The sequence below is a fragment of the Paenibacillus larvae subsp. larvae genome (assembly GCF_002003265.1).
Lineage (GTDB): Bacteria > Bacillota > Bacilli > Paenibacillales > NBRC-103111 > Paenibacillus_H > Paenibacillus_H larvae.
Genome location: NZ_CP019687.1, coordinates 3,638,541 through 3,655,929 on the forward strand (window position 1 = coordinate 3,638,541; position 17,389 = coordinate 3,655,929).

At 38.2% G+C, this 17,389-nt stretch carries 16 protein-coding genes and 2 pseudogenes; 13 read left to right on the forward strand and 5 right to left on the reverse strand.

Annotation, left to right across the window (positions count from 1 at the left end; genetic code table 11):
* Positions 1-12: 12 nt before the first annotated feature.
* Together BXP28_RS18875 and BXP28_RS18880 are read right to left on the reverse strand one after the other, a co-directional pair.
* A pseudogene (locus BXP28_RS18875) lies at positions 13-1,119 on the reverse strand (GerAB/ArcD/ProY family transporter); the annotation flags it as partial.
* Entirely contained in the window at positions 1,032-2,558 is a 1,527-nt protein-coding gene (locus BXP28_RS18880; protein ID WP_394804619.1) for a spore germination protein, read from the reverse strand. The pseudogene BXP28_RS18875 and the gene BXP28_RS18880, both read right to left, overlap by 88 nt.
* 106 nt (positions 2,559-2,664) lie before the next feature.
* Here BXP28_RS18880 and BXP28_RS18885 point away from each other — a divergent pair.
* The 9 genes and pseudogenes from BXP28_RS18885 to BXP28_RS18915 form a co-directional block, all read left to right on the forward strand.
* A pseudogene (locus BXP28_RS18885) lies at positions 2,665-2,832 on the forward strand (transposase); the annotation flags it as partial.
* 522 nt (positions 2,833-3,354) lie between these two features.
* Entirely contained in the window at positions 3,355-4,605 is a 1,251-nt protein-coding gene (locus tag BXP28_RS18890) for a hypothetical protein (protein ID WP_024093080.1), read from the forward strand.
* Positions 4,606-4,676: 71 nt separating this feature from the next.
* Complete coding sequence (locus tag BXP28_RS23370; RefSeq protein ID WP_036655871.1) at positions 4,677-7,703, forward strand: binary toxin-like calcium binding domain-containing protein; 3,027 nt, start codon at positions 4,677-4,679, stop codon at positions 7,701-7,703.
* Positions 7,704-7,840: 137 nt separating this feature from the next.
* Positions 7,841-9,064 (forward strand): anthrax toxin lethal factor-related metalloendopeptidase, encoded by a 1,224-nt coding sequence (locus BXP28_RS18900; RefSeq protein WP_036655873.1) that lies wholly within the window; start codon positions 7,841-7,843, stop codon positions 9,062-9,064.
* A gap of 367 nt (positions 9,065-9,431) precedes the next feature.
* Positions 9,432-9,656, forward strand: a complete 225-nt coding sequence (locus BXP28_RS18905) for a BhlA/UviB family holin-like peptide (RefSeq protein ID WP_036655875.1) — start codon at positions 9,432-9,434, stop codon at positions 9,654-9,656.
* A gap of 1 nt (position 9,657) precedes the next feature.
* Positions 9,658-9,822, forward strand: coding sequence for an N-acetylmuramoyl-L-alanine amidase CwlD (locus BXP28_RS22955; protein WP_155116269.1), 165 nt, complete (start codon positions 9,658-9,660; stop codon positions 9,820-9,822).
* A complete protein-coding gene (locus tag BXP28_RS25330; RefSeq protein WP_152532836.1) occupies positions 9,806-10,057 on the forward strand; it encodes an N-acetylmuramoyl-L-alanine amidase in 252 nt (83 codons plus the stop codon). The genes BXP28_RS22955 and BXP28_RS25330 overlap by 17 nt, the downstream gene beginning before the upstream one ends.
* Positions 10,015-10,167, forward strand: a complete 153-nt coding sequence (locus BXP28_RS23375) for an N-acetylmuramoyl-L-alanine amidase C-terminal domain-containing protein (protein ID WP_162544274.1) — start codon at positions 10,015-10,017, stop codon at positions 10,165-10,167. Before BXP28_RS25330 ends, BXP28_RS23375 begins: the two co-directional genes overlap by 43 nt.
* 26 nt (positions 10,168-10,193) lie before the next feature.
* Positions 10,194-10,436, forward strand: a complete 243-nt coding sequence (locus tag BXP28_RS18915) for a hypothetical protein (protein ID WP_051427970.1) — start codon at positions 10,194-10,196, stop codon at positions 10,434-10,436.
* 529 nt (positions 10,437-10,965) lie between these two features.
* Here BXP28_RS18915 and BXP28_RS18930 read toward each other — a convergent pair.
* Positions 10,966-11,223, reverse strand: coding sequence for a hypothetical protein (locus BXP28_RS18930; protein WP_051427972.1), 258 nt, complete (start codon positions 11,221-11,223; stop codon positions 10,966-10,968).
* Positions 11,224-11,422: 199 nt separating this feature from the next.
* Here BXP28_RS18930 and BXP28_RS18935 point away from each other — a divergent pair, with 199 nt between their 5' ends.
* Positions 11,423-11,632 carry a hypothetical protein gene (locus BXP28_RS18935; RefSeq protein ID WP_036655878.1) on the forward strand — a complete coding sequence of 70 codons (210 nt, stop codon included), beginning with the start codon at positions 11,423-11,425 and terminating at the stop codon, positions 11,630-11,632.
* A gap of 292 nt (positions 11,633-11,924) precedes the next feature.
* Positions 11,925-12,344, forward strand: a complete 420-nt coding sequence (locus BXP28_RS18940) for a hypothetical protein (protein ID WP_051427973.1) — start codon at positions 11,925-11,927, stop codon at positions 12,342-12,344.
* Between the two features lie 472 nt (positions 12,345-12,816).
* Here BXP28_RS18940 and BXP28_RS22965 read toward each other — a convergent pair whose 3' ends face one another.
* Positions 12,817-12,993, reverse strand: coding sequence for a hypothetical protein (locus BXP28_RS22965; RefSeq protein WP_155116268.1), 177 nt, complete (start codon positions 12,991-12,993; stop codon positions 12,817-12,819).
* Between the two features lie 46 nt (positions 12,994-13,039).
* A complete protein-coding gene (locus tag BXP28_RS18945; RefSeq protein ID WP_036655880.1) occupies positions 13,040-13,282 on the reverse strand; it encodes a hypothetical protein in 243 nt (80 codons plus the stop codon).
* A 757-nt stretch (positions 13,283-14,039) separates the two neighbouring features.
* Between BXP28_RS18945 and tyrP the strand changes: the two genes are divergently transcribed.
* The gene (gene tyrP / locus BXP28_RS18950; RefSeq protein ID WP_036655882.1) at positions 14,040-15,491 is read left to right on the forward strand and encodes a tyrosine-tyramine antiporter; all 1,452 of its coding nucleotides are present in this window, start codon (positions 14,040-14,042) and stop codon (positions 15,489-15,491) included.
* An 11-nt stretch (positions 15,492-15,502) separates the two neighbouring features.
* Positions 15,503-17,371, forward strand: coding sequence for a tyrosine decarboxylase (gene tdc / locus BXP28_RS18955; protein ID WP_024093084.1), 1,869 nt, complete (start codon positions 15,503-15,505; stop codon positions 17,369-17,371).
* The last annotated feature ends 18 nt before the right edge of the window (positions 17,372-17,389 follow it).

Genomic DNA, 17,389 nt, shown 5'->3' on the forward strand with positions numbered 1-17,389 from the left:
TGCAAAAGCGAAATAAAAGCTTAACAAATTATAGAAATGCTCAAAATCTTCTACCTGCTTAAAAGCCAGGTGGAAAAACAAAGAGAGTACGACAATAAGCGGGAGAATTAAAAAGGGAACCTTCCACTTTTCTTTGTTAACGAGTTTGGTAATACCATCCGTGAAAAAGTAGGTATACGGGATAAATGTTGTTGAAAATACAAAAAGATAAAAAGATAAAAATAAAATTTCCATCCGCTCAAGAAACGAGAATTGAATGGGCTTCACCAACATCAGGGTCGGCCATAAGTAATCTTTAATTTCGTCAGGACTGAAACAAATAAACGAACTTAACGTGATCAGCAAATAAAAGATGAATGTTATCGTATTGGCCGCTATAATCCCCTTAACCGCGTCTTTTTTATTTTTTAAATAAGGGTAGGCAAGAAACGTGATTTCAAACCCGAGAAAAGCGAAAACGCTTGTTTTTAAAGCGATCATTATGGGCCGCCACCCTTCCTTAAAGACGGGAAGCAGGTACAAAACATTGCTATCTTTTAAGGGAATTAACAGTAATATGGGCATTAAAAGAGTGAAGAAAAAGACGAATACGGCATAACGCCCCAGCAAGCGGATACCTCCACGAAGAAGCAGAAAGGTATTGAACATCAAAAGGGTGAGAATAAGAAAGAGAGGTGTTCTCGGCAAAACCCATATCTGGATAATATTTACTGCAACAAGCAGAGTTGCAAGTGCACTTAACACAATATATATTATCCATAGAATAAAAAAAATTGTTCCGGCCCATTTTCCCAGATACCGGATCAAAATGTCCTTGAAATGCTCGCCGGGATGCTGTGCCATAATCCTGACAATGCATATACTTATAATGGTCACAATAATCCAGCCTAAAATCAAGGAAATCCAGCCGTCTGTCCCGGCATATTGAGCAAGTTGCTTAGGAAGGGTAAGGACAGCTAAACCAGTTTCACAACCATGTATCAGTAAGATGAATTGCATCAAAGACAACTTTAATTTATTATTTGGAATGTTCATTTGCCTCCCTCTCTTTGGGTTTTCATATCCTGTTTTTTCAATTGTTGAGGCCCGACAGATTGCGGCCGTTCTTTTTGCATCCATACAGGCAAACGGACAAAAGTATCCTTCATGTCACGTAGCCATAACGGTGAAACAGGGGCACTGTAAGGCATTCCCAAAGACTCTAAAGCCAACAGGTGGATTACAAGGGTCATGATACCTGCAACAATGCCAACCATACCCAGGACAGAAGCCAACATCATTACAGGAAAACGAATAAGCCGAATTCCCGCGCCAAGTTCTATATTAGGCAAAATAAAAGAAGATATAGCCGTCATTGCAACGACGATCACCATAATGTTACTGACTATTCCGGCTTGCACCGCTGCCTGACCGATGACAATACCACCGACAACGCCTATCGTCTGCCCTATTGGAGCAGGTAGCCGGATTGCGGCTTCACGGAGCATTTCAAGAACAAGCTCCATAATCAGAGCCTCAATCAAAGGAGGCAGGGGAATCCGTTCCCTGGATTCCGCTATGGACAGAAGCAACCGGAGTGGAATCACTTCATAATGAAAAGAAATCAGAGCGATATATAAAGCCGGGGCAAATATAGCAATAATAGCGCCTAGAAACCGGAGCACACGAACGAAAGAAGAGACAAGCCAGCGTATGCTGTAATCATCAATAGCCTGGAAAAAAGAAGTAAAGGTCATGGGGCCAACCAATACACCCGGCGAGCGGTCGACAACGATGGCGACTCTTCCCTGAAGCAAATGGGAAGCAGCTGTATCGGGCCGTTCGGTCATAGCTAACTGGGGAAACGGTGTATATGGATCATCCTCGATAAATTGTTCTAACTCGCCGGTATTTAAGATTGTATCAACATCAATTTTTTTAACTCTTTTTTCTACTTCCTGAAGAGCATTCTTATTTACTACGTCAGCTATGTAAAGGATAGAGACATTCACTTTGCCCCGTTTTCCAACAGTGCAAGTTTTAACTTTTAATTCTGTACTGGGAACGTACCTGCGGATCATGGCAATGTTTTGATTGGCTGTTTCCGTAAAGCCCTGGTGGGCACTTTTAACACCAGTTTCAACCTTCGGCTCCTGTACCGACCTTTGAGGCCAGCCTTGCGTCTCCAACACTAATACATAGGAGATTCCATCTACAAATAATACAGTCTTCCCGGAAAGAATAGCCTGTTCTATCTCCCTCCAGTTTCTGTTTTTTTTCACAGTCCCCATGGAAACGGCAGATTCGAACAAATGCTGGTCATCCCACTCTTCATATAGAAGGGGGCGTATAATGTCCCGGTTGATAATAACTTTATCGATCAACCCGTCGATATAAGCAATTGCGGCTTTATTTTTGTTTTTGAGCACGAGTTCTTTACAGACAAATTCCGGGATGCCTTCGAAAAGTTCAGACAAATGCTTTGTGTTTGAAGTGATTGAAGGGGTGATTTTGAACTCCTGCTGTCTTTGCGGTTCGTACGCCTTCTTCCCCTTGAGCCAATCGAAAATAGAAATCACCACCTTATTAAGAGAGTGTATTCTAATTATGAGGAGTTCTAAATGGAAATATTCATCTTAAATTTGAAATTTTGGGTTTGAGTGACTTCAATCATATTCCGCGGAAGTTGAGCTGGTTTTTCTGGCGCCTTACAGTCCGCAACTCAACATCGTCGAAGGGCTCTGGAAATGGCTGAAATCCGATGTGATTAACAACGTGTTCTTTCACACCGTTACCGAAATCTGCAAGAACGTCGGGGAAAGTGTGCTCAGAAAACTGACGTTGCTTCTCTGAATATGAATCAGGATATATAGGGGAAACGTAAAAATCGCTTGCCAATAATGCTGCAGTTGTATTAAAGGAATATGTAGGTGGGCAATCTAATTGCAGTTGTATTTTTAGGATATACAGATTTAATTTGGGGCGATTTTTATTATCTCTTGCTCAACTGCTTTTTGGATATCATCTCTCTGGTTACTTCCTATCTCAGCTACAAAATGAATGATGATTATTGGAGAAATATAACTACAGATTGATTAGCACAGAAAATTTGGGCCTTCAATCAGGCTCACTCCTTTTTGATATTAATTTTCCAACCGACAAGGCTCATTATATTATTTTCATCTATGGGTGAAAAAATGTATCTTTTTTTAAAAAGAAATAGAAATATACTTTGTCTAGGGGAGGGACTGTAAAAAGAACAAAGTTTAAAAATTTCTGTTTCACTAAAATGTTGATAGATGAGTCGGCAGAGCGGTCGAAAAGAAGGGCCTCATAACAAGAAGAATATGTACAAAATAATGAGGAGGGAATTAAATGAAAAAGAAAATACTAGTACTAACAACAGCATTATCTTTAATTTTAGCAAGTTTAGTACCTATTACATCACTTGCAGCTACACAAAAAGGTACAAAAGCGGCAACGTTTATTGCAGCTGAAACTACTGATGCAGAGGCAAGAAAAATGGCAGAAAAACATGCCAGATATTTAATAAATAGTTTTATAAATGAAATAAATAAAGCTGGTAGGAAATTAGGCTACTTAAAAGGCAGTAAATTAACAGTAAAAGTAGATGGTAAGGTGTATGGAGAAGACCTCAGGGCCTACGATGATAACATTGCATTTACTGGGAAAACCATTGCTAAAAAAGTTACAGCAACAGGCGATCCTACTATTCATGTATCATATAATACTTCTAAGGAGGAATTTACTATAGAAAGAATTCAAAATAGTAAATCCACAGGAAATCTAAAATTGGAAATGGAAGTTGACTATGCGTTTGCAACATGGGAATGGTATGGGGCTTGGTATCGAGTAAATGATCGAATAGGAACGACCTCCGATTCTCAAAGCCTGAGGTTTACAAATTTTGAAGAGGCACCAAAATTGCAGATTGATTCTAAAACAAACGTACACGAAGTGAATCTCAATTCAAATGTGAAACCTGAGGATTTTTATAATGTAAAAAATAGTGCTGGGGAAGTAAAATCGGAATTTATAAAGAAACCAGATTTTACCCATATAGGTAAGCAGACTACTACAATCCATGTATGGGATGAATACGGGGAAGAAGATAGAAATGACAACGACCATAACCGTACTTTTGATGTAACATTCAACGTTGTGGATAAAAGTACTTGGAAAAATGGTGACCTTAGGGATTGGAAGTTTACTTCTGCAAATCAATGGGAGATTGTTAGAAACCCTGCTAATAGTCTAACAGACGACCACGCCATTTATTCTAATGATTCAATTAAGGCCCATAAAGAGTATAGCTTAGAAAAAGGAGCCTCGTACAAATTTACGGCTCTTGTCAAGCCAGATATTTTAAGTACAAGAGATAAAATTGCATTATCATTGATACCTGAAGATAACAGTCCCTCGAAAAAGAGAGAAATCTTTTCTTCAAGCTCGCAGTATTTACCGCCCGTAAATAAGGGATTTAAAGAAGTGAGTAAGGAATTTACTATCGGAGAGGGTGAAGAAAATCTGACATTTGAATTTTTCGCCAATTACTATGATAAAGGGGGATATATTGATTCTTTTAAATTAGAAAGAATTAAATAGGTAAACATCACAACATTTGATCGGAATGAAAGAGATTTACTTACTTTATATAAAGAAAAGGAGAAATCCCCATGATACAAACAGAAGAGAAAATGCTAAAAGCTGTAGGTCAATTCTTCTACGGAGAGAATTTTAACGAACCGGCCTTTGTTGTGGCTCGGGGCATGAATGGATTTAAATTAGATAACAAAACTTTAGATGACATGAATGTTAGAAAGAACATAAAATCTGTTCGGTGGTTAGCCAATTTTAAACCAAGGAAAAGCGGTGCCTATACATTCACCATAAATCCTAATTGTTTTGCCCATATTCTCATTGACGGTGAAAATGCTAAGGATCAAGAAATGCAGTTAGAAGCAGGAAAAAGTTATCCATTCGTGGTAGCTTACTTTGGAAATCCAATGGCAGAACAAGAAGAACTGCTTCAATTAGACGTAGACTATACCTTGAATCAACAAGAAACAAAAGAGATTGAAGTCGAAACTTTTTCTATTCCTAAAATCATTTCTTTTGAAAATCTTCCAATGGGCACTGATTCTAAAACGGAAGAAAATAAACAGCCTATGTTAGATACCGATGATGATGGTATTTATGATGATTGGGAAGTGAACGGATATTATATAAAAAACCATTTGGTTCTTCCTTGGCCTAAAAAGGGGTCAGAAGAAGAAAAAGAATTAATTAAGCAAGGATTTAAAAAATTTGTTTCAAATCCGAATGAATCTCATACGGCTGGAGACCCCTATTCAGATTTGGAAAAAGCAAGCGGCGCGTTTGACCGTACAATTCACAAAGCAGCCCGGGACCCTCTTGTTGCGGCATATCCCAGTATTACAGTTGGCATGGAAGAACTGGTTCTTTCAAATAATAAAAATATTAGCTCGACAGAGGGAAAGACCGTTAGCCGGTCCACTTCTTCTAGTGTTAGTGACTCTAATACGGAAGGGATCGACGCAAGTGTGGGATTCTCTCTCTTTGAGGGATTTTCAGCATCCGTTACCGGCCATTATTCCCATTCATCAACGCATACCGTTGATTCTTCCAATACTTCAGGGCAAGATTGGCAGCATCAATTAGAATTAAATACCGGACAATCTGCTTATATGAATGCCAATGTACGCTATTATAATACGGGAACAGCCCCTGTATATAACCTGGTTCCGACCACGAATTTAGTGTTAGGAAGACAAACCGTTACTACCGTCACCGGACAACTTAATCAAAGATCGCTTAGTTTAGCTCCCGGGCAGACGTATCCTAAACAACATTTACATGGGGTGGCTTTAAATACATTAGATCAGTTTAGCTCGGCCCCCATTGCTCTTAATATCAATCAATTAGATAGATTGGAATCGGGAGAAAAATTGAAGTTAGAAACTACTCAATTTCAGGGAGCATTTGCAAAAAGATCTCCCGCTGGCGGTCAAGTAGTACTGGAGGAAAATGAGTGGGCTCATTATATGCCGCAAATAGAAAGTGTGACGGCTGGTATCCTGATTAATATGGGGGGTAACCGGTTCATGGAACGGCGTATTGCGGCAAAAGACCCTCTGAATCCCAATGATCGAACTCCGGAATTGACACTGGGAGAAGCCTTGGAAAAATCGATAGGGATGTACTTAGATGAAGAGAACAAAAATTTTTATTTCATAAATGAAGAAACAGGCACCAAACATATTATAAGTCCTGATCTGGTTCATCTTGTATATGATACAAAAACAGATAAAAAGATAAGGGAAGAACTTAATAAAACAATTGGCGAATACCAGATCGTAAGCAGTATAGGTGAAAATAAAGTAGCGGACTTAGCTGATAATAAAGTTGTCATCTATGGTAACCATGAAGGAAATAATCAAAAATGGAGATTTACCTTTAATCGTGATAAACAAGCCTACAAAATAACAAGTGTATCTAATCCTAAACTAGCCCTTACTTGGGATAGCAAGGATTCAGATAAAATATTTGGTTACGCTGGAGATTATGATAGCCAATATTGGCGTGTAGAAAGAACGTCGGACGGTTACTTTACACTCAGGAACTATAAAAATCCAAAGATGGTTCTTGATTTACCGGACAGTAACACTACCAATAGTAACCAATTAAAAGCCCATAAGGATAACGGTGGAAGTGAGAATCAAAAGTGGCATTTACAAAATACCAAAAAAAATCCGGACGGGAAAACCATTTATGATATGACCATCCGGCCCGGAATGAATATACAAATCAATGTTCCCGTACTGTATGACGACTTCACGGAAAAATCCGGCCAATGGGACGGAGGGGACTATGATAAAGAGAATGCTTTGTATAAAGGTCAATGTTATAAGATACCCAAAAAAGAAGTAGGGGTATATAGTGACTTTAATCTTGAGCGTAATGCTATATATTTAATTATAATGGCCGTTAAAGGAAGTCAGACAGGGAAGAAGAATGTTACAGTCGAGGTTAATGGAGTAACAGGAATTAAAGAAATCGGAAACTTTATAGTGGATAAAGACTATAAATATGAGAAAATGGTACTTAAAACATTTGGCGGCATGGAGGAACATTTAGAAATTCTTATTAAGAATCACACCCAAAGCCCAGTGTACATTGATAATTTTTCTGTTATAAAAATAGGAAAGGGTATGGATGAATTAAGGAAAGAAAATAAAAACTATGCTCAACAGATTGATCTTTCGGCCAGATATTATGTGAATCCAGTATCTGACGAAAAAATGGTTATTGCCAATGTAAATGGTGAGGCTGTTATGAAAAAAAATACGAACGAAAATAAATATTTCAAGTTTGCCTTTGATAAAACAGATAATTCGTTTGTTATTATTGATACGAAGAAGGAACTGGTCTTAACATGGGATAAATTAAAATCAAAAATAACTTTTGAGAGTGGCAAGATTGAGACCTGGTATTTGAAAAAATCTACTAACCCAAAACAAATGGGCTATCAAATTATAAATTATTTGGATAGAAGCAAAGTATTAGAGTATGACACTGATAATGATGGAAAAGTAAAAGATGGAAAACGAATTCGAATTGCGACACTAGATGAAAACAAACCATCACAATACTTCCGGTTTCCCCAGAAGGTCCAAGAATAGGTTTTAATGATTTCAGGACAAGCCTTGCCTAAGCATGGTTTGTCCTTCCTATTTCAAATATAAAAAATTGGCAAGGTCTTTATTGATAAGGGTCATCTTCAGAAAGCAAAACCGGAAGGAACCTTGGGAGGAATGAAATGTTAAGGCTAGAAGATTTTAAAAAAGATCGAGAGAAAGCAAAAAATTGGGCTAAAGAAAAATCGGAAAAATGGAAGAAATCATTAGGTCTCGAGGAAAAAAGGCTTCTTGAAGATTCTGTTAGTTTTCAAAGAGTAAATGATACTTTAGAAAAAAACCGTGGTCGCTATATAAAAATTTCATCTGTTCGGAAAAATGTAGATAGGCTTGATAAGTCTTTAGAAGTTAGAGAGGCTAAACTAGATGATTCAATATATGTTTATAGGAATTTAGTAAGTAAAGAGCTGGGGGACGTACCAAATTCATTCTATGAAAAAGGAAAAAATACTATAAATAGAGAACAATACAGTCAATTTGAAAATAATTTTCAATACGGAGTTATTCATGATTTTATGCATTCAAATTTAACTCCACATTCTGGAGATCAATCATACCCTGTGCTACTGCACTTAAAAGTACCAAAAGGAGAAAGTATGGGATACTTAGAAGAGGATCAAATTTTTATTGGCCGAAATCAGGGATTTGAAGTAAAATCTATGAAAATCATTGCTGAAAAAGGAAGACAAGTTATCAAAGTAAAAGGAGAATTGACATCAAAGGGGAAAGTAGCGGATAGAATTAAAGCAGTTCAAACAAATTTAAATGATAGATTTACTAGTGAATTAGGGATCGAACAGAATGCGATAGAGCTCAATATAGATGGTTTTTCTGCATCAGTTATGGTTCATAGAACTGAAACACTTCTTGAACAGTTCATTAGTCATATACCTAGAAATATTTTAGTAGGTAGTATAGAGAAAATGAATCAAGACGCAGCGTTTATATTTACAGATAATAGTTTGGTTTTTTATGATGGAAACCCTGATGATTTAGGCTTTTATAATCCCGCAAAGAAGAATCTCATCATTCAAATTAATCATGAAGGCCATATACTAAAAAAGGATGAAGTTATAAATACGTTATTCCATGAATTCGGACATACAGTAGATGATTTACTTTTTGATAATATATCTCTCGAAAAAGAGTTTAACGAAATATATGAAGAAAAAAAGGATAATATTACTATTGAAGAATATATTAAGGAAGATTCAGTGGAATTTTTTGGGGGAGTGTTTGGTTACTTATACTCACCAAACCTCCAACAACGAGAACAAATACAAAGGGAAGCACCAAAAACATGTGAATTTATAAAAAATCTAGTTGAGAACTATCCCTCACTATAGTAAAGAGAACTTTGGATTTCTAAACACGCTGGGTTCCCATTTTTAGATATTATGAGGGATGACAATGATGAAAAAGGAATTTTAAGAGGATGTAATAGCCTGTCTTTACGGCAGGTTATTTTTGCATTTAGATAATGGATTTTACAAATGCTCTGGTAATGATCGGACCATGTAACGGTTACGAGTATGAAACAAGACAATATGGATAAAGACGGCGACGCCTAAGGCGTATTTTTTATGCTTAAAGATAGAAGGGGGAAGGGGTTACATATTTCATCGATAGGTGAAAATATGTATGTTTTTTAGACATTTTTAAAGATATATTTTTAAGTGTAATTGAAAAGAAGATTAGCAGGGGGAACCATGAATGGAAGAACAATTTTTTGATACAGTGCTAAATACGGGGATATTCGGTTCTCTGTTGATCTGGCTGCTTTTTGCCACGATGAAGAAAAATGAATTGCGGGAGAAGGAATATCAAAAGACCATTAGTGAGAACCAGGAAGTAATCAAGGAACAAGCAAAATCTTTTAGATTTCTTTCAAGTGATATAGCTGAAATCAAACAAATTGTTAAAAAAGGGAGAGAGTAACATGAGTTATGAATTGATAACAGTCCATGCAGGGCATAACGTAATTGTACCAGGTGCGTCTGGATGCGGTTATAAGGAACATGAAGTGGCCAGGGAATTTGCAGCTCTGCTGATTGAGGCCTTTAAACAAGTGACGGAAAGAACTTCGGGTGCTAATTTCCACTAATGCCCCGGCAATCTTAATAGAGTTGGCTTTCATTACGAATGATGACGACATGCGAAAACTTTTGAACAATAAACAAAAAGTCATCTCTGCAATTGTCAGGGCTGTAACCGGCACAGAGGTGCCAGGTTCCGCCGGAAAAAAGAAAATCGTTACAGGTGGAATGAGTCTGGCGGCTATTAACGAGATTCTGAAATGTTCCTGGAAAAAAGGTTTTGGGCACAGATTCAGTTTCTGAATGAGGGCACTCCTTATGCTATTACAGGAGCGTTAAGTAATGAAAATTTGGCTCGTACGGAGAAATGGCTCCAAGGACACGGTTGGTACTATGAACTGAAAGATGCGTAAACAGAAAATGAAAGGGAGGCATAAATATGAATATAGAAATCACAGATGTTATCATTGTTGCTGTGATAGTCGGTCTTGTTGAAATGGCGAAAGGGATCGGACTGCCGGTTCGTCTAGCCCCGGTTTTATCCGTTATCCTAGGTATCGTGGCGGGCGTTGTTTACTTTCCAGGTGATTTAAAGACAAGCGTTATTTTCGGTATTATCTCCGGTCTTACTTCATGCGGCCTATATAGTACCGGTAAGAGTGCAGTAAAGAAAGAACAATAACAATTGAACCGCGGGTGTCTTTTATGGACACCAAATTAAATAATTGGTACAATATGCATGTGTGGAAGCAACACCGCAGAAAGGGCCTTTAAGGAAGCACCTCAAGGCCCTATTTTTTTGATATAGATCTGGATTAACCAAAGTGATGCTATTTCTTTAATTTCTCTAAATCATTTACGATTTTTTTTCTTGTTATAAAGTAAACAACAATCATACAAACATAAAAGATAGCTGTTACAGCAAGGACTTCAATCCAGTTGGTGGGTCGGTTGAAAATAAGGTGGTATAAGATAAAACTCAAAACATACGCCACTGGGCCTACAACGAAGAACATCAATTTAACTATACGCGTAGTCTCTATCTTCAATTTTATTTTCCCCCTTTATTCCCCATATCGCACACTTACCGCTATAATATATCAAAGTTGCTACTATACCTCCGATACTGAGCTTAACAAAAAATTTAACCGCAATTTTTGCAGCCTCCTTCCATAACTTTTGTTTTATATAAGTCAATATTCCAGCATCTATCATGGCTTGGAATGTACTGACCCCAAAGTATCCATTAAAGCAGACTTCATACACTCGAACCATGCACCACTATGAGACTCCCTTGCCTCATTTATTTCTTTTTCCAATAAGTTTAGTCCTTCATCTTCGGCATACCGTTCTCTTATTTTGTCGAAATCGAACCCAATTATGTTGCCATATTCATCTGTTAATACTGCATGTTCACCAATGAATTCAAATGCTTCCTCCATTTGCTTTAGTCGTTGCTCGTAATCCATTTCTGTTGCCCCTAGAACAATAGGGGAACCTATAGACGAAAAAAACATAATCAAACTCGCAACACCAAAAAATACTTGGCTTTTTTCATTTTAACTACCTCCCTGGTATTAATTGACCCTTATATAGGAATCAGATTACATTTTCTACAAGGGAAGTAAATATACTCCATCTAAATACAACTTTAGGGAAGTTGAAAAATTGGATAACCGGATTGCTTTGCGAGTTGAACTTGAAAAAGCCATAGCAGAAACTGGATGTACGTTATCAAGTCTTGCAGAATACGGCGGACTATCTATCGGTAACCTGAGTGCCAGCCTGCAGCATAAGGGAAAACTGCGGCCTATCACCATGAAACAATTTAGATACGTTAACAGAAGCCTTAGGCTTACCCGAAGGACATTACTATGAATATTACCTTGCTGAGGTTTCCCATAACAACAAAGTTTCCAATCCCAGAATGAAATCCTTTTTAATTCGCTGTGCCGAGCTGGGGAAAACCGACTTGATTATGAATGCGATCCATATGTCTGTGGAACATCCTAAGTACACTGAAATGCTTTTTTCTTCATAATGACTCGGATCGGCTGGCCATCAGTCATTATCGAATTTTCAGGGCGACTATTGGAGCTAATGCCGAAGAAAATTATAAAGCAGTGATTCGTTTTGAAGACTTCCGTAAAAACTTCCTGAGGCTTTTCAATTGGATGCCTTATTGCAGTTAGCGAATGTTTGTCTTTCTCTTGGTAAATGGAACCTAACTGAGCAATTTGCTGATGAATTAAGAATACTCGCTACGATCAGATATCAGGAAGAGCTGCTAATGAAAAAGGACAAAAGTGTATCAGAACCACTGAAAACAGAACGCCCTCTTGTTGTGTATTATGTTCAATCCTATCTGATAAAGAGTATTGCACTATTCAAACAAGGCCATTATGAGAAAGCCAAGCAATATATAGAAGGATATGAAGATCTTAGTTGGTTTGAGATTTTAGACGAACAAGGTAAGAAAGAAGTAGACAACTTCCGCCTTTGGGCAAGAGCGAATAAATATGGTACAAAACTACTTTTAGGGGATGGGAAACAAACTAACTATTTTTGTTTTTTTACACTGTCTACTTGAGAGGGGACACTTCAATATTCCTCTGTGGTCTTATTTGTGCAAAATAAAAAGCCCCTGAGGGCTTAATTAATTCGCGTTCCTTAAATTTTTATTCAACAATCCCTAAGGTCATTTATTATCATTAAAGTGATCGATGTACGATTGAAACCAATAATCACTCAAAATACTTCTCCTTCATGCATCAAGTTCATAATTTAACCACATTGAAAGCATGTTGCTACTTCGTATTCTATTTCGCATATAACACAGACTCCAGGTTCTATTCCAAGTCTCTTATCACGAGCAACGGTGAGTTTCCCACAATTTAGGCAAACCCATTCTAATACTGTAGATTTTACCTCTGTTCTTAACACGATTATAAAGGACCTTTGGGAAAAACCTCAAGGTTCTTTTTTGATTTTCTATAACGGAAAAAATGAGAATATAGACAAAAAACGTGAAATTTAAGTGATTGGGCGGGCATCTTGCAGATTTATCCAGATATCGGTTTTTCTTTTTTCTTTTTCTCAGTCGCTACTTTGTGTGGAGTAATAATTTTTTCCCGAAGCTCTATCGGATATTCATCAAGCAAGTTCAACTCATTAAAGCGTTCATGGAACAGTTGCCCTCCCTTGAAGAAATGCGGTTTTTTACTTTTTTTAAGTTTCATAGACGCATGCTCCTTCAGATTGATTAAAAAATTCCGGTGATCATGATTATTTTCTTTTGGACTTGTTTTGCTTCTTGTTTGCTGAACTGAAGACGTCTTTGGTTTCTGACCTAATTATATGTTTTGGAATTGGAACGCAGTGATGCTGATTGATAATTTCAATAGTGTGTACGATCGGTACTTCTTGGGGGTGATAGAAATGATTAAAGATGTATAACGGCGGATCGATAATCTCTTTTGCCAGAGGGCAGCAATTTCCTCCCGTATATGAGCCAAAGCCGTTACTCATACATCTACCTCCTTTTACAGTATTCGTTACATAGTATGTAGGAAACTTTTTTATGCTTGGACAATAACATAACTATGTTGTGAGTAGTTCTCATGACAATTTTCGAATAAATACTATCAATAATCGGATTACCTTTACATATGACAGGAATACTCCTCGGCTACCGGTATTTAGGTATCCGGTTTGTTCAGGTTGTGCCGGATCAGGCCAATCATGTTTTTTGATCAATGTTCCAATCGTAATCATTGTACTAATTCCCCGCGGGTCTTTTTCGGTCCGCTGATTGAGTTAGCCTTGTTCAGGAACTCCCATTCACCTCGGATCTGTTCAATTTATTTATTTCTATAGTGCCCTTCGCATCAAGGATAATGGTGGGGTTAGTGCCCAGCCGGATTTTGAAGTTGAATGGATTTCCCTGACTACAGCCGGGTTGGGGATGGGGGCATATCTATATATTCTGTAATGCAAACATATTTATACAAATCGCTTGCTTGATTGTTTAGCTGGTAACTTGGAACCGAAATGACATCTGCTTCCTGTTCAATCATGAATACAGTTGTATAGTTTCTCTTTCTTTAAATTAATCACATTGGCGGTGGCTAAAACTTTTCCTGTGGATTTTTTCTGAGTGAAGGGGAGAGTGACGCTAAAGTCCTTTTCTGTGCAAAATATGGCATGCATCCAATAAAACATTTTAAGAAATAATACTTACTGGATATTGGATTATTAGTTGAATACGAGAAAGAAAGGGTTATTTATGGCCAAATCAAAAAGATTGACACTATTCGGATTAATTGGCATTACCATGGCGTTCTTTGGTACCGTGCGAAGCGTACCGACACTTTCCATAACAGGTTGGACGCAAATTTTCTATATGCTGATTGCCGCGGTTTTGTTTGCATTACCCATCGCACTTATGTCTGCCGAACTCTCTACAGGATGGCCTGAGGAAGGAGGCCCCCAAGTCTGGGTAAAGCAGGCTTTAGGAGATAAATGGGGATTTGTAACCTCCTGGTTATTATGGGTTCAAATGTTTTTCGGTATGGTGATGGTTGCTTCTACAATAGGCGTCCTGCTCGGATATGTCATTAACAAACCGGAACTATCCTCAAATCATTACTTTATTTTTGCTCTTATTCTCATCTCCTATTGGACGGTTACCTTATTAAACCTTAAGTTCGATATGGTGAAAATTGCCGGGAACTGGGGATCTGTGATTGGAGTTTATATTCCATTCGTGCTGCTTGTCGTGCTTGGGATCATTTTTATGATTAAAAATGGAATTAAACAGGACAGTTATCTGGGACATTTCAAACCAGGAGATCTGATTCCCAACTTTAAAGACTTGGGCAGCTTAACCTATTTATCCGGCATTATCTTTATTTTTGCAGGTGTAGAGATTTCCTCTGTGCATGCGAATAATATTGAGAATCCTAAACGAAATTACCCCATTGCTGTTATCGCCTCCGTTATCTTGCTTGTTATATTTAATATCATTGCAGGCTTGACAGTTTCCAATGCCGTACCACGGGGTGAACTCCAGCTTGCCAATATTACTCAGCCTTATTTAATTTTTAGCGAGAACTTAGGGATTCCATCCTTTTTCGCCAATATTATTTCTCTGATGATTCTGATTGGGGTGCTGGTCCAGTTAAGCGCATGGGTACTTGGACCAAGTAAATCCATGATTAAAGTAGCGGAAGAAGGAAATCTTCCAAAGATATTCCAGAAACGTACTGACAAAAATATTCCCATCACCTTTGTTCTCATTCAGGCGATTGTGATTTCAATTGTATCGGTACTTTATGTAGTTGTTCCGGATGTAAATAGCGCATTTCTAATTATTACTATCACAACAACCATTCTTTACAGTCTCGTGTATGGGTTAATTGCTATTTCAGCGATACGCTTACGCTATAAAATGCCAGATGTAAAAAGGCCGTTCAGATTGGGAAACAAAGGGAATGGATTGATGTGGTTTGTTTCAGTACTGTCCATGATAAGTGTTGCCATTACCATTGTTGTGAGTATCATCCCGCCTTCCATTCTGAAGCCTAACCAATTCATGGGATACATTATTTACCAAGTGCTGGCAACCGTCATTATGGTTGGAATTGCGCTCATCATTTATAAGCTGAAAAGACCGGATTGGAAGAAAGAGGATTCTGAGTACGAATCACATCATTTGATAGGAAAACACACTTCATGAAGGAGGATAATATGGAAACCAAGATTCAAGAACTTAACTTAAAAGCCTTATTCTTAGGAAGCAAGGGTGAAAACGTTGATTTATTTAAAGAATTATTACTAAAAATGGTAGATGAACATGTGGGGTGGCGCCAAAACTATCAACCTCAGGATTTACCTGTTATTACCCCTCAGGACAAAAGTTCAAAGAGTTTTATGGAAACCGCTGACTATATGCGAAGCATATTCAATGTATTATCTTCCAGACTCCGTACAGATTCAATACCCTGGCACTCAGCAGGACGTTTCTGGGGTCATATGAACGCTGAAACCCTGATGCCGGCTATCATCGCTTACACAGCTGCTATGTTATGGAACGGCAACAATGTAGCCTATGAATCCTCTCCAGGTACTTCCCAGATGGAGGAAGAAGTGGGGCATGATTTTGCGGCCTTAATGAGCTATGAAAAAGATAAAAGCTGGGGCCACATCTGTGCCGACGGTTCTATTGCCAACATTGAAGGTTTGTGGTACGCAAGGAACATGAAATCCCTTCCTTTAGCCATAAAAGAAGTAGTGCCCGAATTAGTTCAAGGCAAATCTGAATGGCAATTGTTGAACATGTCTACAGAGGAAATTCTTAATATTCTGGATCAGGTTCCGGAAAAATTGGATGAAATTAAATCTCATTCCGCACGCAGCGGAGAAAACCTGCAAAAATTAGGAAAATGGTTAATTCCACAAACGAAACATTATTCCTGGCTGAAAGCTGCTGACATTATCGGTACAGGCCTTGATTGTGTGGAATCTATTGACGTTGATCATAATTACCGTATGGATATCAGTAAATTGGAAACGAAAATCCGCGAATTGGCGTCTAAGCAAATTCCCATTCTTGGTGTAGTGGGGGTTATTGGAACAACAGAAGAAGGTCAGGTAGACCACATCGACAAAATCATCGCCCTTCGTAAGAAACTGGCTAAAGAGGGTATTTATTTCTACATTCATGTAGATGCGGCATACGGCGGATATGCACGGGCCATTTTCCTGGATGAGAATAATCAGTTTATTGACTACAATAAATTGGATGAAGTCTATGCCAGACACCATGTCTTTACCGAAAAAATCGAATGGCTGACTGAAGATATTTATAACGCTTTTAAAGCCATGAGTCAGGTTGAATCCATCACCATTGATCCGCACAAAATGGGATATATCCCTTATGCGGCGGGGGGGATTGCCATAAAAGACATCAGAATGCGTGACGTCATCTCTTACTTCGCAACCTATGTATTTGAGAAAGGTGCCGATATTCCTGCACTGCTTGGTGCCTACATCCTGGAAGGTTCTAAAGCGGGGGCAACTGCGGCAGCGGTTTGGACCGCCCATAAAGTAATGCCGCTGAACGTAACGGGGTACGGCAAACTAATCGGCGCAAGTATCGAGGGAGCTTACCGCTTTTATCACTTCCTGCAGGGCAGACAATTTAAAGTCGGGGCCAAGACCATCAATGTCTATCCGTTAACCAAGCCGGATTTCAACATGGTGGACTATGTGTTCAATGAAGAAGGCAATACCGATTTAGCTAAAATGAACAGATTAAATCATGATTTCTTCGACCAGGCTTCTTATGTAAAAGGCGGCATCTATATGAATGAATTTTTGACATCACATACAGATTTTGCCGTTCCAGATTATGGCCATAGTCCGCTTCAATATGTGAAAAGCCTAGGATTTAGTGAAGACGAATGGATGAAAGAGGGTAAAATTACCGTATTACGTGCTGCTGCATTATCCCCGTATGCCCATGATAAAGAAGTTTTTAATGAGTATGCGCCTAAAATCGAAAAAGCTATGAAGGAAAAGCTCGAGGTCATATACATGCAGGCCCAGGCTGAATAAATCTTATCAGTCTTTTTG